This window comes from Proteus sp. G4380 (genome assembly GCF_963885725.1).
In the GTDB taxonomy this organism is placed as follows: Bacteria; Pseudomonadota; Gammaproteobacteria; order Enterobacterales; family Enterobacteriaceae; genus Proteus; species Proteus mirabilis.
In genome coordinates this window covers 1-23591 of the sequence record NZ_CAWPAV010000084.1, presented here as the reverse complement: position 1 = coordinate 23591, position 23591 = coordinate 1, and the positions used below count along the sequence as shown (strand labels likewise).

General features: G+C 39.2%; 17 protein-coding genes, 1 tRNA gene and 1 pseudogene. 11 read left to right on the top strand and 8 right to left on the bottom strand.

Annotation, left to right across the window (positions count from 1 at the left end):
* Positions 1-6: 6 nt before the first annotated feature.
* From AACU98_RS06865 to AACU98_RS06850, 4 genes are all read left to right on the top strand, one after another.
* A complete protein-coding gene (locus AACU98_RS06865) occupies positions 7-945 on the top strand; it encodes an FAD-binding protein (protein ID WP_004245790.1) in 939 nt (312 codons plus the stop codon).
* Positions 946-1000: 55 nt separating this feature from the next.
* On the top strand, positions 1001-2293 hold the full coding sequence (locus AACU98_RS06860; protein ID WP_036907358.1) for an FAD-dependent oxidoreductase: 1293 nt from the start codon (positions 1001-1003) through the stop codon (positions 2291-2293).
* A complete protein-coding gene (gene fixX, locus AACU98_RS06855) occupies positions 2290-2577 on the top strand; it encodes a ferredoxin-like protein FixX (RefSeq protein WP_004245788.1) in 288 nt (95 codons plus the stop codon). The genes AACU98_RS06860 and fixX overlap by 4 nt, the downstream gene beginning before the upstream one ends.
* An 83-nt stretch (positions 2578-2660) precedes the next feature.
* Positions 2661-3983, top strand: coding sequence for an MFS transporter (locus AACU98_RS06850; protein WP_004245787.1), 1323 nt, complete (start codon positions 2661-2663; stop codon positions 3981-3983).
* Between the two features lie 245 nt (positions 3984-4228).
* Here AACU98_RS06850 and AACU98_RS06845 read toward each other — a convergent pair whose 3' ends face one another.
* From AACU98_RS06845 to AACU98_RS06835, 3 genes are all read right to left on the bottom strand, one after another.
* The gene (locus AACU98_RS06845; RefSeq protein WP_012368449.1) at positions 4229-9163 is read right to left on the bottom strand and encodes a DNA repair ATPase; all 4935 of its coding nucleotides are present in this window, start codon (positions 9161-9163) and stop codon (positions 4229-4231) included.
* Positions 9164-9255: 92 nt separating this feature from the next.
* Positions 9256-11451 (bottom strand): hypothetical protein, encoded by a 2196-nt coding sequence (locus tag AACU98_RS06840; RefSeq protein WP_161735732.1) that lies wholly within the window; start codon positions 11449-11451, stop codon positions 9256-9258.
* Positions 11452-11537: 86 nt separating this feature from the next.
* Complete coding sequence (locus tag AACU98_RS06835) at positions 11538-12167, bottom strand: OB-fold-containig protein (RefSeq protein WP_012368448.1); 630 nt, start codon at positions 12165-12167, stop codon at positions 11538-11540.
* 478 nt (positions 12168-12645) lie between these two features.
* Between AACU98_RS06835 and AACU98_RS06830 the strand changes: the two genes are divergently transcribed.
* The 4 genes from AACU98_RS06830 (at position 12646) to AACU98_RS06815 (ending at position 15784) form a co-directional block, all read left to right on the top strand.
* The gene (locus AACU98_RS06830) at positions 12646-13242 is read left to right on the top strand and encodes a LemA family protein (protein WP_004245783.1); all 597 of its coding nucleotides are present in this window, start codon (positions 12646-12648) and stop codon (positions 13240-13242) included.
* Positions 13239-14426: a TPM domain-containing protein gene (locus AACU98_RS06825; RefSeq protein ID WP_161735730.1), complete on the top strand. Its 1188-nt coding sequence runs from the start codon at positions 13239-13241 to the stop codon at positions 14424-14426. The genes AACU98_RS06830 and AACU98_RS06825 overlap by 4 nt, the downstream gene beginning before the upstream one ends.
* Positions 14407-14598 (top strand): integrase, encoded by a 192-nt coding sequence (locus AACU98_RS06820; RefSeq protein WP_223307207.1) that lies wholly within the window; start codon positions 14407-14409, stop codon positions 14596-14598. The genes AACU98_RS06825 and AACU98_RS06820 overlap by 20 nt, the downstream gene beginning before the upstream one ends.
* A gap of 208 nt (positions 14599-14806) precedes the next feature.
* Positions 14807-15784 (top strand): 5'-nucleotidase, encoded by a 978-nt coding sequence (locus tag AACU98_RS06815; protein WP_104836756.1) that lies wholly within the window; start codon positions 14807-14809, stop codon positions 15782-15784.
* Between the two features lie 292 nt (positions 15785-16076).
* Here AACU98_RS06815 and AACU98_RS06810 read toward each other — a convergent pair.
* The 4 genes from AACU98_RS06810 to aspA form a co-directional block, all read right to left on the bottom strand.
* Positions 16077-16152, bottom strand: a tRNA-Phe gene (locus AACU98_RS06810).
* A 294-nt stretch (positions 16153-16446) separates the two neighbouring features.
* Positions 16447-17019 (bottom strand): division control transcriptional repressor DicD, encoded by a 573-nt coding sequence (gene dicD / locus AACU98_RS06805; protein WP_004250162.1) that lies wholly within the window; start codon positions 17017-17019, stop codon positions 16447-16449.
* Positions 17020-17211: 192 nt separating this feature from the next.
* Complete coding sequence (locus tag AACU98_RS06800) at positions 17212-18537, bottom strand: anaerobic C4-dicarboxylate transporter (RefSeq protein WP_004245722.1); 1326 nt, start codon at positions 18535-18537, stop codon at positions 17212-17214.
* 158 nt (positions 18538-18695) lie between these two features.
* On the bottom strand, positions 18696-20120 hold the full coding sequence (gene aspA / locus AACU98_RS06795; RefSeq protein ID WP_004245720.1) for an aspartate ammonia-lyase: 1425 nt from the start codon (positions 20118-20120) through the stop codon (positions 18696-18698).
* 372 nt (positions 20121-20492) lie between these two features.
* On the opposite strand from aspA, the gene AACU98_RS06790 reads away from it, so the two are divergent.
* The 3 genes from AACU98_RS06790 (at position 20493) to groL (ending at position 23161) form a co-directional block, all read left to right on the top strand.
* Positions 20493-20999, top strand: coding sequence for an FxsA family protein (locus AACU98_RS06790; protein WP_161735728.1), 507 nt, complete (start codon positions 20493-20495; stop codon positions 20997-20999).
* A 169-nt stretch (positions 21000-21168) separates the two neighbouring features.
* Entirely contained in the window at positions 21169-21462 is a 294-nt protein-coding gene (locus tag AACU98_RS06785; protein ID WP_004249265.1) for a co-chaperone GroES, read from the top strand.
* A gap of 52 nt (positions 21463-21514) precedes the next feature.
* Positions 21515-23161 carry a chaperonin GroEL gene (gene groL / locus AACU98_RS06780; protein ID WP_004245716.1) on the top strand — a complete coding sequence of 549 codons (1647 nt, stop codon included), beginning with the start codon at positions 21515-21517 and terminating at the stop codon, positions 23159-23161.
* Between the two features lie 77 nt (positions 23162-23238).
* Here groL and tnpA read toward each other — a convergent pair.
* Positions 23239-23591, bottom strand: a pseudogene (gene tnpA / locus AACU98_RS06775) (IS200/IS605 family transposase); the annotation flags it as partial.

The window sequence follows — 23591 nt, the reverse complement described above, 5'->3', positions numbered from 1 at the left end:
GGAGTTATGAGCCAGTTTTCAACTGTTTGGGTGTTGAGTGATGTACTTTCCCCTTTACCAGAATTAATGGGAGGTGCTTCTTCATTAGGTCAATCAATCAATGTCTTTACCTTTAATGATGAGCAAAGCATCGCTGCCTTTAAATTAGGGGCGACAGCGGTTTTCCAATTAGAAGGTAAACCTGATGATCGCATTATGGAAGATTATGCACAAAGTATCGTTGAAACCATTAAATCACATAGCGATGCCGGCTTGGTCTTATTGCCGAATACGCGTCGTGGCAAATTATTTGCCGCTCGTTTAGGTCACCGTTTAGCCGCGGTAGTATCAAATGATGCACAATCATTAAGTACTCAAAATGATGCATTAGTGGCAAAACATATGGTTTACGGTGGACTTGCCTTTGGTGATGAAACATTAACAACACCTTATTGTGTTGTTACCGCAAGTACTGGTGCTTTTGACGTTGCATCAGAAACACAGGCTACGGGTACGGCACAAAAAGTAGCATGGATTGCCCCTTCACAAAGCATTATTTGCCAGTCCATTCAGCCAAGAAAAATCAATGCCGTCGATCTGGATAAAGCCCGTTTTGTGGTCAGTGTTGGTCGTGGTATTGGCAGTAAAGAAAATATTGCTATTGCAGAAGAGTTAGCAAAAGAGATTGGGGCTGAAATCGCCTGCTCCCGCCCTGTGGCTGAAAATGAAAAATGGATGGAGCATGAGCGTTATGTTGGCATTTCTAACCTGATGCTTAAGCCAGATCTGTATTTGGCGGTAGGTATTTCAGGGCAAATCCAACATATGGTTGGTGCAAATGGATCACAAACCATTATGGCGATCAACAAAGATAAAAATGCACCTATCTTCCAATTTGCTGACTACGGCATTGTCGGTGATGTAATGAAGATTTTGCCTGCACTTACCCGTCAACTATCTAACTGATTTAGTCAGCAGAGAAGATAACTTCTCTGCTTTATTTGCAAGTTCTGGAGATGTTATGTCCGATTCCGAAGATATTTTCGATGCCATTATTGTTGGCGCAGGATTAGCGGGCTCTGTGGCTGCACTTGTTTTAGCCAGAGAAGGTGCGCAGGTATTGCTAATAGAAAGAGGGAACTACGCCGGCGGAAAAAATGTAACGGGTGGTCGTCTATATGCCCATACCCTTGAGCGCATCATTCCTGAATTTGCGCAACAGGCTCCGGTTGAGCGGGTGATCACCCATGAAAAACTGTCATTTATGACACAAACAGGGGCTATGACTATCGACTATCAAAACGCTGAAACGCATAACCCTAATCATGCCTCTTGGTCTGTATTACGTGGTGAATTTGATCAATGGCTAATGGCGCAAGCCGAAGATGCAGGCGCCCAGTGTATCACGGGCATTCGTGTTGATAAGTTAGTTGAGCGTGACGGTAAAATTGTCGGTGTAGAAGCAGATGGTGATGTATTAGAAGCCAAAGCGGTGATTTTGGCTGATGGTGTGAACTCACTTTTGGCTGAACAGTTAGGCATGACAAAACGAGTTGCAGCTGAAAATGTTGCCGTGGGCGTAAAAGAGATCATCGAACTGCCTGAAAGTGTCATTAAAGATCGTTTTAACCTAAAAGATAACGAAGGTGTGGCTTGGTTATTTGCCGGCTCTCCTACCGATGGGCTAATGGGGGGCGGTTTTTTATATACCAATAAAACGACGCTTTCTTTGGGGCTTGTCTGTGGGCTTCACCATATTAAAGATGCCAAAAAATCGGTTCCACAAATGCTAGAAGATTTTAAACAACACCCCGTTGTAGCACCGCTAATTGCTGATGGAAAAATGGTGGAATATAGCGCCCATGTGGTACCCGAGGCAGGTTTGCGAATGCAACACGAACTTGTTCGCGATGGTGTTTTGATAGCAGGAGATGCGGCAGGCATGTGTATGAATCTAGGCTTTACCATTAGAGGGATGGATTTAGCCATGGCATCAGGGGAAGCTGCTGCAAAAACGGTGCTTTCAGCAATGGCAAAAAATGATTTTAGTAAACAAACCCTTAATGAGTATCTCAACCATTTAGCACAGGGGCCTTTGCGCGATATGAAAGCATATCAACGTATGCCTGATTTACTAGATAATCCGCGTATGTTTACTGCTTATCCTGACATGGTGGTTGGTATTGCAAAAGATCTCTTTACTGTCACCGATGATGCCCCTGTACCGATGCGTAAAACCATCATGCGTCATAGCAAAAAAGTGGGGTGGATGAATTTAATAAAAGATGGGATCAAAGGAGTAAAAGCAATATGAGTTCTCCTGTAAATGTCGATGTCAAATTGGGCATCAATAAATTTAATGTCGATGAAGAAAATCCACATATCATCATTAAACAGCAACCTGATATGCAAGTATTAGACACACTGGTAAAAGCTTGTCCTGCGGGTCTTTATAAAAAACAACAAGATGGTAGCGTCAGCTTTGATTATGCAGGGTGCTTAGAGTGTGGAACGTGTCGAATTCTCGGTTTAGACAGTGCGCTTGAAAAATGGGAATACCCACGCGGAACGTTTGGCGTGGAATATCGTTACGGATGATGTATCGCTACTTTTCTCCCAGCGCTGTCTCCGGCCTGGGAGCTTTTCTTTCTTTGGTTAAAAAAATAGACTAGGACGCAGTCATGCAGCCCAGAAACTTTGATGATATTCGTTTTACCTCAGTACATCGTCGAGTGATGTTATGGGGAAGTGGCGGCCCTTTTCTTGATGGTTATGTATTAGTCATTATTGGTGTGGCGCTCGAACAATTAACACCTATATTACAGCTTGATACGCGATGGATTGGTTTGCTTGGTGCGGCAACATTAGCAGGGCTTTTTATTGGTACCTCACTTTTTGGCTATATTTGTGACAAAGTAGGGCGCCGTAAAATGTTCCTCGTTGATATTGTGGCTATTGCGGTGATTTCTATTGCGACCATGTTTGTTTCAACACCAATAGGGTTGTTAGTGATGCGCTTCCTTATTGGGATTGTGATTGGCGCTGACTATCCTATTGCAACTTCGATGATCACCGAATTTTCCAATAAAAAGCAACGTGCCTTTGCCGTTGGATTTATTGCTGCTATGTGGTATATCGGTGCGACATGTGCCAATTTAGTGGGTTATCTTTTATATGATGTCCAAGATGGCTGGCGTTGGATGTTAGGCAGTGCTTTTATTCCTTGCGTTATTATTCTAATTGGTCGCTTTGATCTCCCTGAATCACCGCTTTGGTTAATACGCCAAGGGCGTATTAAAGAGTGTAATGAAATGATGATCAAACTCTTTGGCGAGCCTGTGGTCTTTGAAGCAGAAGATGCTAAAACGACCCGTTTTATCGAATTATTTAATAAACGCCACTTCTCATTTGTGCTCTTTGTTGCCGTAATTTGGACCTGCCAAGTGATCCCGATGTTTGCCATTTATACCTTTGGCCCTCAAATTGTCGGTTTATTAGGATGGGATACAGGAAGAAGTGCGGCATTAGGCAATGTCGTGATCAGCCTATTTTTTATGTTGGGTTGTATTCCTGCGATGTTTTGGTTAAACCAAACGGGGCGGCGCCCACTGTTAATTGGTAGTTTTGCGATGATGACTTTAGCATTATTCACGCTGGGGATATTCCCGAATTTACCGATTTTATTCGTTATCTTAGCGTTTGCTACCTACGCTTTTTTCTCGGGAGGACCTGGCATTTTACAGTGGCTTTATCCGAATGAATTATTTCCAACCGATATCCGAGCATCGGCGGTGGGGGTTATTATGTCGATAAGCCGTATTGGGACGGTTATTTCCACCTGTGCGCTTCCCGCTTTTATTGCCACTTATGGGATCAATACCACAATGCTGGTGGGGGCGGCTATTTCTCTGTTTGGGATGATGGTATCAGTACTGTTTGCACCAGAAACGAAGGGATTAACGTTAAAGCAGACATCAACAATGCCTATGCGACGTGGTAAATAAAACCTTTAATTGTAAAAATATTTAACCATATTCTGTTCACGATATTCCCTTGTTCACTAATCTTGAACAGATGCATATCGTGAACATGGAAAAATGAGAAAGATTGTTAGTAAGGATTGTACATGGGTTGTAGTATTCCAATTAATCAATGATTTTTGGAGTGGGTTGCTCAATTTATAAACCATTATCTATACCCTATTTAGCCCACTAAAATAAGTGAGCTAAATAAGGTTAATTTATCTCTTTTAGCGTAAACTCTGCACACTTTCTACTAAATTCGCCAACTGTGACACTACGCGATCGCCAATATCAGCATTATCGCCACCTAATGCTTTGTTGCGCATAAAATCTTTTTTGATTTGCTGCCAACGAATAGCATCTTGTTCGGTTAATGTGCCACGTATTTCCGCCAGTTTTAATAAGTTCTCTTCAGCACCCGTTGTGAGTAATTGGGCTTCGCCAAGATAGTGATCGTCGAGTAAGCGTTCAATTTCTTTCTCATTCATAACCGCAGAGACTTTTTCGCTTAATTTGTTCATATTGCGATAACTGCCTTGTAAGCGGAATGCAGGCTCAGTACGATATTTATCGGATTGTGCCGCACTTGCTATATATTGTTGATTTACTTTTAAAATCACATCACGCAAAGTAATTAGATGTTTTAATACCATCACAATTTCATTAATTTCCGCATCCGAATAAGGATAACTGAGGGAATTGGTTGAAACTGATTTACCCATGGCTTTATCAACAAAAAGATAGAGATCGTTTAGATCACGTAAAGCAAGGGGAGCAAGAACTGAGTTAGAGGTTAAGCTATTTTCAATATAACTGAGTGCAAAGGCGTCATCCATTCCCCCTAATACCTCACCAAGATTATAGATATCAGCACGGTTAGCTAACATATCAGGGATCTTAAATAGTTCACCAGACTCGGTATAAGGGTTACCGGCCATCACCACACAGAATTTTTTACCGCGCATATCATAGGTTCGGGTTTTCCCTTTCCAAACCCCTTCAATACGGCGTGTGCCATCACATAGCGAGATAAATTTTTGTAGGAATTCAGGGTGTGTATGCTGAATATCATCGACATACAACATCACATTATTGCCCATCTCAAGGGCAAGATTGAGTTTTTCTAGCTCTTGTTTTGCTGTTGCGTTTGGCGCTTGTTCGGGATCTAATGACAAAACATTATGACCTAAAGCAGGGCCATTTATTTTCATAAAGATCAGTCCCAAACGATCGGCTACATATTCCATTAAGGTCGTTTTACCGTAACCTGGTGGGGAGATCATTAATAATAATCCCATCAAGTCAGTGCGTTTCCCTTCACCTAATGCACCGATCTGTTTTGCCATATTGTCACCAATAATTGGTAAATAGACATCGTTAATCAGTTTATTACGCACAAATGAACTGAGAGGTTTTGCTTTAAACTCATCCAGTTTTAAACGCTGGCGCTCTTCAAGAACAATTTTTTGTCGTAAAGTCAGATAATGATTAAAGGCGGGAATAAAGGTTTTACGCTGTCCGCGCATACGACTGAAATAATCATCTAAACTCAATGAAAGTGTTTGATTTTCAATAGTAGGATGCTCACCTAATAATCCGTTTACCTTAAAGTATAAATCAACCTCGCTATAACGTGCAGAGGCGATTTTATCTAACATAATAATGGCAATTGCCCCCGGAATATAAGGGGTTAGATGAGCATAATCGGCTTGAGAGCACAATCCTTGTAGCCAATTTTGGATCAATGCCCAACGTTGTGCATAACGTGAGGCTAAATTTTGTTGTGAACGATTAAAATCAATCCACATATGAGCGGCTTCTAATCGGTTTTGTAAGGCAACAACGAGCTCTTTGGCATATTTACTGTAAACCAATTCTATTGGTGTTCTTGCTAGTGCAAAACTTAAATATTCAGCGGCTTGGATCGGAACATAAGATCCACATTTAATCGGATTATCAGTAAGGAATAGGCGGATATCCGCTTCTATTTCTGCCTGTAAATCAATTAATGCATCATCATTATGAAACAGTTGTTGAATATTCACTGCCGTTCGTGCGCGCTCTGGCCATAATGCTGGGTATTCATTAGTTTGTACTTTTTCCCAGAAAATAGCAGCAATTGCCCGTGCTGTTGGGTTATAACGAAGCAGATCAGCACTTTCACCTACAGGTAGAAGTTTCTTTAGAATGGCGATAGCATCATGATCGTGGATCCCTTTTTCATAGCCTTCTTTATAGCGAGGTGTTGCGAAATCACGTACTAACTTTTCTAATTTTTCAGGTACACTCAGTGCTTCTTTTAAGATTTCTAGGGTTAATCCATCTTGACGTTTTGATGCAGCATAGATAATTGAATAGGCGAGATATTCCGCACGATACACCGTTTCAGATTCTGAACTTAATGTCGCATTCCAGTAAGGGCGCAGTGTTTCAAGCTCTGGATGGTCGATTGGCTCTTGGAAATCGGTACCGGTTAGATATAACCAAAGCTTATCTTCTTTCGGTAAAATAGTAAGATCTAGCTCTTGTGTATTAACACTAAAACGGTGATGAGGGCCCAATTTAATAACATTGCCACCCTCTTCAAAGATATCCGTTTTATCACGTAAGATACGGATGGCTTGATCACGAGACGATTTAAGACGGGCATCAATATCATCTGCTTTAACATTGTCATTGATTTCTCTTAGTTTTTCAATGATTTCACGTGTTTTTAATGCTAAAGGATCAGAGGCAAAAAAAGCATTTAATTCATCTTGTGATTGCAACCGAGTTGTTCTACGTTGCAGATTTTCTAAGAGACGATTAGCAGCAGTTAATAAGCTTTGTGAACGACGTTGTCGATCATCAAGTAACGATTGTTTATGCGCCTCAAAAGTCTCTAATAACTCTTCACGTTTTGACAAGATATCATCAAGAAATTCATCATGCTGACTAAATTGGCTTTCTAATTCTTCTAGCTGTACTAGCAATCGTGAAAGCTGCTCTTCACAACGTTCCGGATCTGTTGCCAGTGATAAAGCATTGGTGATCCCCTGACTAAATAGGCGGAATTGCGCACCAAATTGAGCGACGGTTTCTACGCTACTTTGTGATTTTCTTTTTTGCTGTAAGCGAGCTCGTGATTGATTGAGTTGTGCATAAATTTGGGAGATGGCATCAATAATCTGTGTTTGTTGCGTCACATCCTCAAAGGTGAGTGATGCCATCAGATTTGACAGCATGTCTAAATCTTCTGACATCTGCGCCATCTCATTCATTGGTACATCAAGCTGAGCACTGTTTTGTGCTTTTTCTATCTGTTGTTCAAAAGTAGTAAGCTGTGTTTTAAAAGGCTGTAGCGCTTTGTCGCTGGCAAGAAATTGGGCAGTGGCTTGCGAAACACGTTGCTGTGCCTCGGTTATTTCCGTTTCCATTTTATTTAATTGCGTTAAATCCATATAACGGAATTCACGCAAAGAAATAAGGTGTCCATGGTGTGTATTGAGCGAATTTAAACTATCAACAAATTGTTGAATATCGGTCCAACTATCAGGCAGTGTCAGTGATAACAGAGATTTCTGACGGTTGATCGCTTCTTGCATTGATTTCGCTGATTGTTGACGAATACTTTCGACTTTTTCATATTCATCAAGCACTAATTCACTTGTTTGAGCGATCTCTTTTAGTAAGGGGCCAATACCTAGACAGTGTTCATCATTAAACCAGTAATAGAGATCTAATAAGCTTTTTGGTTGTTGGCTAAGTTGCTCATAACGAGCGATGGAAACTTGGCTACCTTCAATTTCTTTAGCGACATGTAAAATTTCTGAGATCCCGCGAACTAAATCGGCATTACCAATACGCCCATAAAAGCCGTTTCGTGGCGGTTGTTTATCGGCAAATTCTTCAGAATAGAAGGGCGTTTGCCAAACTTGCATCGGGTGAACACGGGTAGCTTCTTCGCCTTCCCCTTCAAATAGCACCATTTTGCCATCTTCTAGCATGGCATAGCCATGACCGACCAATGGTGTCGCCAATTTACGCTCAATCATATTGTAATTAAATAGCGCGAGACGACCTTGTGTCGGTGAATAGAAGACATACAGCACATCTTCACCGTTAGGTGAACGACGCAAACGACGAAAATACATACCTTCCATTGGTTGATCAAAGGTTTTGTAATCGCCATTTTGTAGATAGTAGCCGCCGGGAAAAATGATACCGTGATCTTCCGGAAGTTGCACACAAGCTTGCCCAATGGCATCAATACGCTGAACACTTTGTGTTAGTGTGTTATAGACTAAATAACGCCAATTCTCTTCGCGGTAAGGAAGCACTTTTAATAAAATTAAACTGCCAGTTTGTGCATATTCAATTTGTGCATCATCAAGGGACTGGTTTTTATCTAAGACCGCTTCACGATAAATTCCTAAACCATCTTCGGTATTGTTTTCACATTTGACAGTCAAATCGCCACCGGTGGTTTCTACAAAGACTGTATCTAAAATGTTGATATGAGGAAAACGCCCATTTACCGTATCTTCACGTTGTGTTTTTATCCAATCAAAATCGTAAGCAGGGGGGAGTGCTATATCGCGTTCGCCACGATTATCAATATATTCAATACGTTGTTTGTCACTGGATATCGACCAACGGAAGACGCGTACATCGGTAATACGATCGCCAATTTGAAAACTAGCGAGTAATTTACCATCACGCTCAACTAGCTGTAGTAGTTGCGTATTTTTATAGTAAGTGTATAACTCGGTAAAATCTTGGATAAAGCGATTATCATTTAAAAAAGTGCCTTCATAAGCAACCGCTTCAACATCAAACTCGCCATCATTATCAATTAAGCGATAAAGTGAAAAAACATCTTCAAGATGCGTTTCTCGTTTTAAACCGAGGAAAACGTTATAACCAAATAGTAACCATTCACCAACGCGAACAATATCTCTTGCTTGGCAATTATTCTCTGTTCGAATACGAATACGGCCAATGATATCCATTTGGCTTTGACCAAATTCAGCTAATCGATGCTGATTGAGTTCAGTGGCTTTTACATGTAATTGCTGACCTTGCTCGGTAAGGCGTTTACGCAATATTTCATATGCGCCACCTTGTGCAACAGCGCTATCAAGTATTTCCTGTTCGCGATTCGTATCATGAATATCAGACATGGTATAACGGATTTCCTTGGCTTAAACGATAGAAACAATCGAAAAGACATAGAGAATTTCTCTATGTCTTTTCCTCTCCTTTTAGAGCGATATTAATCTTCTTTTGGGGTGTCTGATTTTGCTGTGACTTCTTTGATCAGTTGACCCGCACCTTTAGTCGCCATAAATCCATTAATTAATTCTTGAACTTTTGGATTTTTTAGCAGTGAAGCAACATCTAATTTTTTATCTTGCTGAGTACGATTAATCAATTTCTCAACGTTCTCTTTGGCAAAGCTACTTTTATCCATAAAACCATCAACCGCTTTACCTAAGCTCAGTGCTTTAGAGAAGGTATTAAAGAAGTTGCCATCACCACCGACAATTTCAATATTCGTTTTGCTCAGTGCTGCTGCTAATACATCCGCTTGCTCACGAGCAATCTCTTTATTTGCTTCAATAGAAGCCATGGCTTGTTCAAATTGTTTTTCAAGGCGCATACGGAACTCTTCATGAGCACGAGCAGTATCACTGAGGTGATCCATTGACTTGAATTTATCTGTTAAACCATCAGCTTCTGCTTTCAGACGTTGGCGGATCACTTCTGCTTGTGCTGAACCTAATTGACCCTCACCACGCGCTTGAGCGGCCAGTTTTTCTTCAAGAATTTTCGCATCAGCAAGACCCAGTTTTTCTTTGGCATTTGCTTGTTGCTCTTCACCGCGAGCTTGAGCTGCTAATTTCTCTTCAAGAATTTTCGCTTCAGCAAAACCTTGTTGTTGTTGCGCTTGTGCTTTTGCTTCCATGACTTGCGCTTCGCTTAAGCCTTTTTCTTTCAAGCCACGCGCTTGTGCCAACAGCTGTTCCGCTGTGATATTGGCTTGTACTAAACCTTCTTTTTCTTCTGCTTCGGCAGTTGCTTGACGAACACGTGCTTCGGCAAGGCCTAATGCTGCGTGTTCAGCTTCGATCCCTTCAGCTAAGCGTTTTTTCGCTTCAGCTTGTTTCACAGAGGCTTCTAATTCTGCTTTTGCCATGGTGCTGATTTCTTCAGCTTTATGTTTTGCACTTGATTCATCCGCTTCGGCTTTTTTCACTTGGCGTACTAAAGATTCTTCGGCTTCAGCTTGCGCATTAATCACCGTCACTTGGCGCATACGCTCAGCTTCTGAGACTTCACGTACTTCTTTAATTCGCTCTTCTTCTTGTGCGACCGTTTTTTCAACAGCAACACGCTCGCGGATCACATTTGAAATATTTTTGCGCTCTTCTTCTAACGCTTTTTCTTTTTCAATACGTTGTAGTTCAACTTCTCGCTCACGAGCGACAATTTCTAATTCACGGGCACGATTAACACGCTCTTGCTCGATAGCTACCGCTCTGGTGCGGTTTTGTTGCGCGACTTCGACTTCACGCATACGGTTTTCTTCTCGTATTTCAATTTCTTGCTGAGTTTGAATACGAGCTTGCTCTGCTTTTAGACGCTCTTCTTCTTGTACTCGTAAGGTTTCTGAACTTTCACGGGCACGGATATTATCAATTTCACGCTGTTGGCGAGCTTCTGCATCTGCTTGTTGGCGCTCTAAAGCCAGACTTGCTTCGCGAGTTTCAACATTTTTCTTTTGAATCGCTAACTCTTGGTCACGCTCTTTTTGATTCGTTTCGATATTATGTATTGCAGTAATTTCGGTAATTTTGCGAATACCTTCTGAATCAAAAATATTATTTGGATCAAGGGCTGATTTAGGGGTCTGCTCTAAATAGTCGATGGCCACATCTTCTAACGCATAACCATTGAGATCTTTACCAATCACATCAACAATACGATCACGGAAATTTTGTCTATCTTCAAATAATTTCGATAACTCAAATTGTTTGCCGACGGTTTTTAAGGCTTCAGAGAATTTAGCACTAAATAATGTACTCACGGCTTGATGATCTGATGCTCTATCTACACCAATCGCTTTAGCGACTTTTAATACATCTTCCGTCGTTTCATTAACACGCAGGTAGAAGGCGACAGTAATATCTGCACGTAAATTATCTTGGCAAATTAATCCATCTTTACCACGGCGATCGACTTCTAAGGTTAAAAGCGAAATACGCATAAACTCTTTTTTGTAGATAACCGGATAAACTAAAGCCCCAGTAAAATGAACTTTAGGTTGTGATGTCATGTCGTTAACAATTAATGCTGTACCTTGTGGAACCTTAATATAAAACGCTTTGAATAAACCAAAGAGTCCTAAAATAACTAAGATCACACAGCCAATAATTGTTAAGAAAGGCATAACGAAAGCCAAATCCATACATTTTTCTCCATAGGTTCAGACGATGTCGTCATTTTTAATCTTAATGTGTCTGTTAACTTATTTTCCTTTCACCGAATTTATCATTAGCGGTGAAATTCATCTTCCGTTACGACTTGATAACTATGAGTAGGCGCGTCATAACTAATAATAATTACGCTATCCCCTCGTTTAATATTTTCTGTTGCTGGCGCTCTGATCTGTAAAATTAAACCGGCACCACCATCTTCTAATAGGGCTTCACCTTTATTTTCTGTGACATATTCGGAGCGTACTACAGCAAATTTTCCTACTAGTTGGTGAACTGATTTAGGTTTGCTACGAGAAATGAGCTTATTACGGATTGGTTTTAAGCATAGCGCTGTTAAATTAAGAGAAACAAAGCTGATGATAATAAAAGCAATAAAGCCGATAACATAACGCAATAAATCTGTTTCAATAAAACGAATAAACCAATGTACGCAAAAGTAACTAATAAACCAGCCGAACAAAGTGAAGAAGGTTAATATAATGGTTACCGGAATGCCGGCAAGCCCTAATTTAGTTAGCCAACCCGCAAGGCCCGTCGCATCGACATCTAATTCGCTATCGATATTAAATAAATCGATATCTAATAGTCCAAAAGCAGCACATAGCCAATAAAAGAGGATAATAATAAGTAAGGCACTAAAGATAATGCTAGGAAAGGCTAAGCTATTTTGGAAAAAAAGGTTCATAAAGCGTTCTCTTAAATTAACGAGATGAGCGTGTCTCTTTTAGGTTAATACTAATAATACTATGTTAAATGGTTGCAAAAACATGTGGTTGAGAACACATTTTGTCTATCTTAATTTATTTTTATGTTCATTGGTAGTTAAGATAAATGACTGAGATAGCAATGAGATAGTATTAATTCTTCTGTATTAGAAAATCAGATCATTCTTTAAAAAAGATAAAAGTGATTTTACTCTGATGGAAATACCTTATCTTAAGGTAATAATTATTTTGTTGTGCAAAAAATAAATATATTGAGTGAATATTCTATTTCATTAAGAAGATAGGAGTATTGTTGAAAAATACTGAAGAAAAGATCGACTAAAAATAGTAACCACAATAAAAAATGGGTAATAATATTAAATGATTTTTTTTAGTTGATAAAAATGATAAATTTATTGCTGTCATAGAACTAAAAGCTCACCAATAAAAGGATATTTTATGCGTAAGTTAGTCGTTGGTTTGGTTTTGCTTCTTATCATTATTTTTGTTGTATTGATTAATTCTTATAATAAAATCCAGAAGAATGACGAGTTAGTTACTGCGGCGGCATCAGAATTATTAAATCAATATCAACGTCGTTTAGATTTGATCCCTAATCTAGTCAATACAGTTAAAGGGTACTCAAATTATGAAAGCCAAGTATTACAAGATGTTGTAAAGGCAAGAGCGTCTGTTGGACAAATTAATGTCAATACGCGTTTATTTGAAAATTCTACACTTGCTACCAGTTATCAAAAAGCACAGGATGATTTGGGCAAATCTTTATCACGTCTTTTAGCTATTTCAGAAAGATATCCTGACTTGAAAGCTAACACATTATATCAAGATCTAATGGTGCAATTAGAGGGAGCCGAAAATCGTATCTCTGTTGCTAGAGGGCGATATATCGAGGCAGTTCGTCATTATAATACTCAGATTAGACAGTTTCCTTATAACTTCATAGCTATCGTTATGGGATATGATAAAAAAGTCAATTTCACTGTTGAGAGTGAACAGGAAATAAAAGTAACACCAGTGGTGGACTTTGCCTCATGATACGTAAGGTTTTATTCTTATTCTCATTGTTCTTATTTAGCTTTAGCGTGATAGTGAGTGCATCAGCGAATGATATTCCTCAACTAAAAACAGATAGAGTGATTGATAGTGCAAATTTATTGACTGCACAACAATTCAAAGCGTTAAATACTTTATTGGTTAACTTCGAAAATAGTCGTAATGATGGATCACAATTTGTTGTCTATATCGTTCCAACGACAGGGAAAGAAACCATCGAATCCTTTGCTTTTCGTGTTTTTAATCAATGGAAGATAGGCAGAAAAGGGAAAGATAATGGATTATTGCTCGTGGTGGCAATTAATGATCGTAATGTTCGTTTTGAAGTCGGGTATGGCTATGAGGGAGCATTAACTGATGTACTGGCAGGACGAATTATTCGCAATGAAATGTTGCCATTTTTTCGTTCAAATAATTATTATGCAGGCATCGAACAAGGGGTTAAAAATGCTATTCAAGCCGTTAATCATGAACCAATAAGTTTCACTAACTCACAGATAAATACTAATACACTTAAAATATTCCACACACATTTTATCCTAATTTATTTGGTAATATTAGGCGGTGTTTATTGGTTTCAGTTGATATTCTCGACGCGAAAAATAAAAACCAAAATTAATCAATTATTAGTGCCTAGAGGAAGAAAAAAGAAAAATCCAGCAGACCAAAAAGGTAAGTTAAGTATAAAGCAACGTAAACAGTTGAAAAATTATCTGCAATATTCGTACTATTTTCCTACATTTTCAACGTTATTTTTCCCCATGACACTCTGTTTTGCGGCGGCGATGTTTTATACACAAGTCTTTCTTGATGGTATTATTGATAATTTTGTTTTAGTGATAATAGTCATATTGTCATTATTATGTAATTTTATCGTATTAGTGGTTTTATTTGGTATTATCAACCTGTTATTTCCAATTTATCGGCAACAACGAAAAGAATGGAAAGCGATTTGTGTCGCTAGTCCGTTTGGTTCACCGTTTAATCAACTGCCATATTCAAAACGTATTCGTAGACGTAGTGGTTATTCAGGCTCTGGTGGTTATTCGAGTTCGTCTTATTCATCAAGTTCATCAAGTTCATCCAGCTCTTCTAGTTCTTCTAGTTCTTCTAGCGGTGGCGGCGGTGGTTCGAGTGGTGGTGGGGGTGCTTCAGGGAGTTGGTAGAGGAATATGTCGCTATTTTTATCTTATGATGCAATCACCAGAGCGTAATCTGCATGTTGTGAAAAGGCTATTAGGGCATGCCAGTATTACATCGATATTAGAATACATTGATGAAAGTGTTGATAACTTGCGAGATATACTTGAAGCGGAATTGATGGGGCGAGAATATTAGAAGTAGTATTTGACTACGATATAAGTAAATGCGGTAGAGAGTAGTAAAAATAAAAAAACAGCCTTTTATTGAATAATATATTGGTTTGATAAACCAATTCTCGCTAAACAAGAAATTGAAAATAAATTAATAGCGTCTTGAATATGAATAGGTTTTTTCTCTTAATCAATATGTAAACGTTAACTAATAAATTTTTTAGGAGGTGGTTATGGCTTATGATTTGACTAATACACTGGTCATTGGTATTAGCTCAACAGCACTTTTTGATATGCAGAAATCAGATAATCTTTTTAAGGAATTCTGTTCCAGCATTCCGGAAAAAGCAATTGAGCAATATAGAAATTACATGCTTTTGCATGAGGAGGATGAGTTACTTCCTGGAACTGGATTTCCTTTGGTAGAGGCTTTGCTGGGACTAAACAAGTATAAAAAAGAAGCTGATAAATCTCCTCTTGTTGAAGTAGTGGTCATGTCAAGAAATAGCCCTGATACAGGACTTATGATACTGAACAATATAAGGAAAAAAGGAGTAGATATAACAAGGTCAGTATTCACAGGTGGGGAAACGGTGGTTGATTATCTTGAGGCTTTCAATGTGGATCTTTTTCTTACAACCAGTATTGATGATGCACAGCGTGTTATCGACTCTAATGCCTGTGCAGTAGCTATTTTAAAGGAACCTCCAAAAGAATCTATAAAATATCCTCAAGATCAGGTAAGAATTGCCTTTGATGGTGATGCTGTTTTATTCGATGAGTCCAGTGAAATTGTCTATAAAACGAAAGGAATAAACAGTTTCCATGCACAAGAAAATGCTAAGCAAAATGAACCATTGGCGGAAGGCCCTTATGCAATGCTGCTAAAAAAAATAGCGAGATTACAAGACCGATTACCTGCAAGAGTTGATTATTCACCGATAAGAATTGCTCTTGTTACAGCAAGGAATAGTCCATCTGAACTACGAGTTATAAAAACATTAAGAGCTTGGGGGATAAATGTTGATGAGGCATTCTTTCTAGGTGGGGTCGAGAAAACAAAAATACTTAAAGCTTTCAATCCTCATATATTTTTTGATGATCAAGATGTTCATCTTGAGCCAGCATCAGTATATGTCCCTTCAGGCCGAGTACCTTATGCTTCTCGCTCGCCATTATATCAGCAAATACTGTCAATCAAGCCAGCTTAAATTAGTTTATGAAAATCTCATATTCCTGATGGTTCGGTGCGGAGTTACCAAAAATAAAAAGACAAATATCATATTGAAGCGTTTCAATTAATGGGGCGAGAATATTAGAAGTAGTATTTGACTACGATATAAGTAAATGCGGTAGAGAGTAGTAAAAATAAAAAAAACAGCCTTGCAAAACAAGCCTGTTTTATTTAAGAGTTTCAATATAAGATGATAATATCAAAATATATTTTTCTAACCCTTAGTTGTTCTCTCAGCTATTTAAATTGCTGATTAACAAGTTTTAAAATGGTGCCCGGACTCGGAATCGAACCAAGGACACGGGGATTTTCAATCCCCTGCTCTACCGACTGAGCTATCCGGGCAACGAGGCGCATTAAACCGTATTCAGCGTGATGCGTCAACGTCTTTTTAATAAAAAATGCAAAAATAAGTTTGTTTGCTCTCTTTTTATTCTATTTGAGTCTGATTTTTCAGCACAAGCGATTTTCTAATAAAAAATGCTTAAATAACAATCAGTAAAGATAGTCCATTTTTATCTTTTAAAGAGATATTTTTCCTTTGCTTATCACTTAACCGCTTTTCTCTTCCTCTCATCGAGAGTAATGGAATAAGAGAATTAAATGAGCAATTACTCTAATTGCAATGTTGATATGCAATCAGCTTAGCGCACCATTTTTACGACATTGGGCGATTTTAAGAATATCTTGAGCTAATAGTTTTGCTGTAGTGATATCGTCAGCGCGACGATTGACCATTAAGCGACTTAAACAGCCTTCTAAGATGAGCTCCATTTGTTTAGCGACTAACTCACTATCTTCAAGATCAAGCTTGCGTAGTAGCGTTCTAGAGTATTCAAATGAGCTTTGCTTTTGGCGCTGGCTTAACTGATGGATTTGTGAATGCTCATCAGGATAAGCACTACAAGCCGCGACAAACAAACAGCCTGGAAAACGATTTTTTTCTAAGCGCATAGCCAGCTGATCGTAACGTGCTAGTAATTTTTGCTCTGTGGTCAGCGTTTCATCTAATATCACTTGACGTTGCCAAATATCAATTTGCTGTCCATGATGGCGTAGACAATCAAAAATTAACGCGTCTTTATCAGGCCAAAAAGGTTGGAGTTCAGATTCAGTAATAGCAAATCCCTGCAATAACTCAGGCAACGTAGCGGCAAGCCCATGTTGCTCTAATTGGATAAGTACGTGGTCTAATAATGCTTCACGTTGCACGGAAATCTCCTTAAATCATAGTGTCGCAAGAGCACCATAATTAACAGATTTTAATCAGAAATGAAAGTCACAGACGCTAGAGGGATAGCGTCAAAATAAAATCCCCTCATCCATTTGGGTGAGGGGACTTATTTTTATATCTAGTTAAAAAGTAAAGCTTTTTGCAATGTCTTTTTAAATATTGGTTTTAAACTACAAAATCATACCGCCGAAGAGGAAACCAAATCCGACCGCTAATATCACACCGATAGTACCAGGGATAAAGAATGGATGGTTAAAGACTAATTTACCAATACGAGTTGTACCCGTATCATCCATTTGAACGGCAGCAACCAGTGTTGGGTAAGTTGGTAGAATAAATAGACCAGAAACTGCTGAGAATGATGCAATTGCTGTTAATGGAGAAACACCTAAAGCTAAAGCCATTGGCATTAATGCTTTTGCTGTTGCCGCTTGTGAATATAATAAGGCAGAGCAGAAGAAGAAAATAACCGCTAATAACCAAGGATGACCTGTGATTAAATCACCGGCAGTCAGTTTGATCCAATCGATATTACTTGAAACGAAAGTATCACCTAACCAAGCAACACCCAGAATACAAATACACGCACTCATACCTGCTTTAAATGTACTTGAGTTTAAGATGTTATCTGTTTTAACTTTACAGAAAACAGTAATAAGTGTTGCCACACTCAGCATAATGATAAGGATAGCGTTAGTGGTGTTCATTAACGGCTCTTTTACAATGCCTAAACTTGGGCTATTGATAATGGCATAAGTGACCACACAAATAACACCAAGTAAGAATAGCATTACAGAAGATTTAGCACCCGGTAATGTTTCTCTACGCTCTTTACTATTACGTAATTCAACTAGACCTTGCTCTAAACGTTGACGATAAATCGCATCATCAGACAGTTTTGAGTTAAATACCCAAGAGATGATGAATGACATCAGAATAATAGCAAGGAAGGTCGCTGGTAATAAAATAGATAACAGAGTGATATAACTTACTGTATTACCTTCACCGACCATTGCAGGGTTTTCCATGACAGATGCCATATAAACAACCGCAGCAGAAATAGGTGATGCTGTAATACCAATTTGCGCAGCAACCACACCTGTTGATAATGGGCGACAAGGTTTGATGCCTTGCTCTTTAGCAACTTCAGCAATAACGGGTAATGTAGCTAAAGAGATATTACCTGTACCTGCAAAGAGAGTTAATAAATAAGTCACAATTGGCGCAAGTATTGTGATGTATTTAGGATTACGTCTTAATAGTTTTTCTGTTTGATCAACTAAATAATCTAAACCACCAGCAACCTGCATCGCAGAGATTGCGGCAATAACAGCCATAATGATGGAGATCACATCAAAAGGGATAGTACCTGGTTTAACACCGATAGCGGCTAATACTAACACCCCTAAACCACCGGCAAACCCGATACCAATTCCTCCTAGTCTCGCACCGAGGAAAATGGCCAGCAGAACGATAATCAATTCTACGGCTAACATAGCGTTTACTCCTTGAGATAATTAAAAAAATGAGAAAGATAAGTTAAATTTTTGTTTTTACAATCAAGTAAAAAGGCACGTCTCTTAAAGAGTCCGTGCCTTGTATTTTTAAGAGCTCATTCTTATGTTTAACATGATTATGTTATGAAACATAAATATTAATCATCGAAGCGTTTTGCTTTGTAAGCCGGGTGTTTTAGGTTCTCAACAGAGAAGATATCATCCAGTTGTTCTTCAGTTAATAAGCCACGTTCTAATACCACTTCACGTACGCTCTTACCTGTTTCTGCACAAATTTTACCAACGATGTCGCCGTTGTGGTGACCGATGAATGGGTTTAGATAAGTTACGATACCGATTGAGCTAAATACGAAGTGTTCACAGATTTCTTTATTAGCAGTGATACCATCAACACATTTTTCAACTAAGTTACGGCAAGCGTTGCTTAATAGAGAAATTGATTCAAACATTGCTTGACCAATAGCCGGTTCCATTACGTTTAATTGTAATTGACCTGCTTCAGCTGCCATGGTGACACAAGTATCATTACCGATAACTTTAAAGCAAGCTTGGTTCACAACTTCTGGGATAACTGGGTTTACTTTAGCTGGCATGATTGAAGAGCCTGCTTGTAATTCTGGCAGGTTAATTTCTTTCAGGCCGGCACGAGGACCAGAAGAAAGTAAACGTAAGTCATTACAGATTTTAGACATTTTCACTGCTAGACGTTTTAATGCAGCGTGAACCATTACGTAAGCACCACAGTCAGAGGTTGCTTCGATTAAGTCTTCAGCTGGAACGCAAGGTAAACCAGTTACTTCTGCTAATTTTTCAACAGCTAATTTTTGGTAGCCAGGTGCAGTATTTAAACCAGTACCGATAGCAGTTGCACCTAAGTTCATTTCTAACAGTAATTCAGCAGTACGTTTTAGGTTTTTGATTTCTTCTTTCATTAATACTGAGAAAGCGTGGAATTCTTGGCCTAAAGTCATTGGTACAGCATCTTGTAATTGAGTACGACCCATTTTCAGGATGTCTTCAAATTCAGTTGCTTTTCTATCAAAACCTGCTTTCAGTAACTCAATAGACTCAGTTAATTTAATAACAGAGTTATAAACTGCGATACGGAAACCACAAGGATAAGCGTCGTTTGTTGATTGGCTCTTATTCACGTGATCGTTAGGGTTCAGATATTGATATTCACCTTTTTGATGACCCATTAATTCCAAACCGATGTTTGCGATAACTTCGTTAGTATTCATGTTTAATGAAGTACCAGCACCACCTTGGAATACATCAACTGGGAATTGATCCATGTGTTTGCCTGTTTCTAAAACAACATCACAGGCTTTGATAATCGTATCAGCGATTTCGCGAGGAATAGTGTGAAGCTCTTTGTTTGCTAATGCAGCGGCTTTTTTCACCATGACCATACCGCGGATGAATTCTGGAACATCATTGATTGTACGATCACTGATGTAGAAGTTTTCAATTGCACGTAAAGTGTGGACGCCGTAGTAAGCATCAGCAGGAACTTCTCTTTTACCTAACAGGTCTTCTTCGATACGAGTTTTATTTGACATGAGAACCTTCTTATTAAAATTTTAACTGTCTAGTTATGCGCTTGTTAATAAAATATATCGTTAACGGTTAATAATGTAATATAACTTACCGTTTTGCTTGGTACTGACACGATCATATTCGGGTTGTAAGCAAATACCTTTAAGCTGGATCACTTTATAAGTAAATAACGCTGAATTATTTTCTTTTTGTGATCTATCTCATGGATTTTACAGTTCTACTTCTCTTTTTATGCTCCCTTGAAAAGGAGGATTAGGCTCCCCATTATTATGTAGATAAACTAAGAAAAAGCGAGTGTATAAGCTGTTAGCTTAGAGGTGGTTCACACTCCTTTCTATTAATAATATGAATCTTTTTTATAAAAGGAGAACCAAGTGCGTTGGCTCCCATTAATTGTTATCTGCCTTCTTATTTATATAGAAGCTGTGATTTTTGTGCATGTTGCCTCTTCAATTGGCGTTCTTACAACCCTATTCCTAGTGGTACTGACTTCTTGTGTCGGGATCTCTTTGGTCAAAAATCAAGGTGTGAAAAATATTGCTTCAATGCAACAAAAATTAGCCATGGGAGAAGTGCCTGCGGCTGAAATGGTGAAAAGCGTTTCGTTGGTGTTGGCAGGGATTTTGTTATTGATCCCTGGCTTCTTTACTGATTTCCTCGGCTTACTTTTATTGTTACCCCCATTACAAGTGCTATTGGTAACAAAACTGATTACGCGTATCAAAATTTATACCCCCGGACAGGGTGGAAATGGCTTTTCTTCCCATCAAGGTGGGAGTACTTTTGAAGGTGAATATCAACGTAAAGAAGATTCACCTAGTAAGCAACTGAATAATAAGGATGAACATCAGGATAATGACCATTTTTCTGATAAAAAATAATTAACTATAAGCATAATCATCTAAAAAGGGGATTTTTTGAAAAAAAACACTTTTCTCCCCCTTGAAGTTTTATTGGATGCCCCCACTTGTATCGTCATGGTACTGGTTCATCTTAGGCACTGGTATCAACCTTAATCCTGATATGGACTTTTTTATAGGAGATCTATTAATGAAGATTCGTCCATTACATGACCGTGTTATTGTTAAACGTAAAGAAGTCGAAGCTAAATCAGCAGGTGGTATCGTACTGACTGGCTCTGCAGCGGGTAAATCAACTCGTGGCGAAATCTTAGCAGTTGGTAACGGCCGTATTATGGAAAACGGTGAAGTCAAACCACTCGATGTTAAAGTTGGCGATATCGTAATTTTTAACGATGGTTATGGTGTTAAATCAGAAAAAATTGATAACGAAGACGTGCTTATCATGTCTGAAAGCGACATTTTAGCAATTGTAGAAGCATAATTTTTCTCTTTTAAGATCTTCTTAAACTGAACGAATTCAAAGGAAATATACGATGGCAGCTAAAGACGTCAAATTCGGTATAGACGCTCGTAATAAAATGTTACGTGGTGTTAATGTTCTTGCAGATGCAGTTAAAGTAACTTTAGGCCCTAAAGGTCGTAACGTTGTTTTAGATAAATCTTTCGGTGCACCTGTTATCACTAAAGACGGTGTTTCTGTTGCCCGTGAAATCGAATTAGAAGATAAATTCGAGAATATGGGGGCTCAGATGGTGAAAGAAGTTGCTTCTAAAGCTAATGATGCGGCAGGTGACGGTACTACAACTGCAACAGTGTTAGCACAAGCAATTATCGCCGAAGGCTTAAAAGCAGTTGCCGCTGGCATGAACCCTATGGATCTGAAACGCGGTATCGATAAAGCCGTTGTGGGCGCAGTAGAAGAACTGAAAAAACTGTCTGTTCCATGTTCAGATACTAAAGCTATTGCTCAAGTAGGTACTATTTCTGCTAACTCTGATGAAACCGTTGGTACTCTGATTGCTCAAGCAATGGAAAAAGTGGGTAAAGAAGGTGTCATCACTGTAGAAGAAGGTACTGGCTTAGAAGATGAGCTGGATGTTGTTGAAGGTATGCAGTTTGACCGCGGTTACCTGTCTCCTTACTTCATCAACAAACCAGAAACAGGTACAGCTGAGTTAGAAAATCCATTCATCCTATTAGTTGATAAAAAAGTCTCTAATATCCGTGAATTACTTCCTGTTTTAGAAGGTGTTGCTAAAGCAAACAAACCTCTGCTGATCATTGCAGAAGATGTTGAAGGTGAAGCACTGGCAACATTAGTCGTCAACAACATGCGTGGTATCGTGAAAGTTGCTGCGGTTAAAGCACCAGGTTTTGGTGATCGCCGTAAAGCAATGTTACAAGATATCGCTATTCTAACTAATGGTACTGTGATTTCTGAAGAAATCGGTATGGAGTTAGAAAAAGCAACGCTGGAAGATTTAGGCCAAGCGAAACGTGTTGTTATCAACAAAGATACGACAACCATCATCGATGGTCTGGGTGAACAAGAGGCTATCAGTGGCCGTGTTGCTCAAATCCGTCAACAAATCGAAGATGCAACTTCAGATTACGATCGTGAAAAACTGCAAGAGCGTGTGGCTAAATTAGCTGGCGGTGTTGCGGTAATTAAAGTCGGTGCGGCAACTGAAGTTGAAATGAAAGAAAAACGTGCTCGTGTTGATGATGCTCTGCATGCAACTCGCGCAGCAGTTGAAGAAGGCGTTGTTGCTGGTGGTGGTACTGCACTTGTTCGCGTTGCTAATGCGCTGCGTGAAATGACAGGTGATAACGAAGAACAAACAGTTGGTATCCGTGTTGCACTACGTGCAATGGAAGCGCCAATGCGTCAAATCGTTGCTAACGCAGGTGAAGAGCCTTCTGTGGTAGTTAACGATGTGAAAGCTGGCCAAGGTAACTACGGTTATAACGCTGCAACAGAAGCTTATGGCGATATGATTGAAATGGGTATCTTAGATCCAACTAAAGTAACTCGTTCTGCTCTGCAATTTGCAGCTTCTATCGCAGGTCTGATGATCACCACTGAAGCTATGGTGACAGATTTACCTAAAGACGAAAAAATGGATTTAGGTGCTGCTGGTGGAATGGGCGGCATGGGTGGAATGGGCGGCATGATGTAATTCATCTGCTAGCTGTTTTACACCAAAAACCCGAGCTTAGGCTCGGGTTTTTTTACATAATAAGTCGTTCTGGCTGTTTATATCATTTTTATCCAAAGCACCGTAAAACCCCGTCCTTCAGGTCGGGGATATAAGGCGCGGTTTTTTAACTAACTCGGTGTTTCCTGTTGCTCAATGTACTGGCGGATAATGGATATTGGTGCGCCACCACAACTCCCCGCGAAATAACTCGGCGACCAAAGAACCCCCTTGTAGTAATCACGTTGGGCAATATCAGGACGATCACGTCGAAGTAATCGACTCAATACCCCTTTAAGGCTGTTAACCAGATTAGATATCGCCAGTTTTGGCGGGTAATTAATCAGTCAATGAACGTGATCCCGTTCCCCATCCATTTCAACCAGTTCAACATCAAAATCAGCACAAACAC

What these genes read in the sequence shown, in the direction of transcription:
- AACU98_RS06865 (WP_004245790.1), top strand. Translation starts at nt 7, where the DNA reads ATGAGCCAGTTTTCAACTGTTTGGGTGTTGAGTGATGTACTTTCCCCT.
- AACU98_RS06860 (WP_036907358.1), top strand. Translation starts at nt 1,001, where the DNA reads ATGTCCGATTCCGAAGATATTTTCGATGCCATTATTGTTGGCGCAGGA.
- fixX (WP_004245788.1), top strand. Translation starts at nt 2,290, where the DNA reads ATGAGTTCTCCTGTAAATGTCGATGTCAAATTGGGCATCAATAAATTT.
- AACU98_RS06850 (WP_004245787.1), top strand. Translation starts at nt 2,661, where the DNA reads ATGCAGCCCAGAAACTTTGATGATATTCGTTTTACCTCAGTACATCGT.
- AACU98_RS06845 (WP_012368449.1), bottom strand. Translation starts at nt 9,163, where the DNA reads ATGTCTGATATTCATGATACGAATCGCGAACAGGAAATACTTGATAGC.
- AACU98_RS06840 (WP_161735732.1), bottom strand. Translation starts at nt 11,451, where the DNA reads ATGGATTTGGCTTTCGTTATGCCTTTCTTAACAATTATTGGCTGTGTG.
- AACU98_RS06835 (WP_012368448.1), bottom strand. Translation starts at nt 12,167, where the DNA reads ATGAACCTTTTTTTCCAAAATAGCTTAGCCTTTCCTAGCATTATCTTT.
- AACU98_RS06830 (WP_004245783.1), top strand. Translation starts at nt 12,646, where the DNA reads ATGCGTAAGTTAGTCGTTGGTTTGGTTTTGCTTCTTATCATTATTTTT.
- AACU98_RS06825 (WP_161735730.1), top strand. Translation starts at nt 13,239, where the DNA reads ATGATACGTAAGGTTTTATTCTTATTCTCATTGTTCTTATTTAGCTTT.
- AACU98_RS06815 (WP_104836756.1), top strand. Translation starts at nt 14,807, where the DNA reads ATGGCTTATGATTTGACTAATACACTGGTCATTGGTATTAGCTCAACA.
- AACU98_RS06800 (WP_004245722.1), bottom strand. Translation starts at nt 18,537, where the DNA reads ATGTTAGCCGTAGAATTGATTATCGTTCTGCTGGCCATTTTCCTCGGT.
- aspA (WP_004245720.1), bottom strand. Translation starts at nt 20,120, where the DNA reads ATGTCAAATAAAACTCGTATCGAAGAAGACCTGTTAGGTAAAAGAGAA.
- AACU98_RS06785 (WP_004249265.1), top strand. Translation starts at nt 21,169, where the DNA reads ATGAAGATTCGTCCATTACATGACCGTGTTATTGTTAAACGTAAAGAA.
- groL (WP_004245716.1), top strand. Translation starts at nt 21,515, where the DNA reads ATGGCAGCTAAAGACGTCAAATTCGGTATAGACGCTCGTAATAAAATG.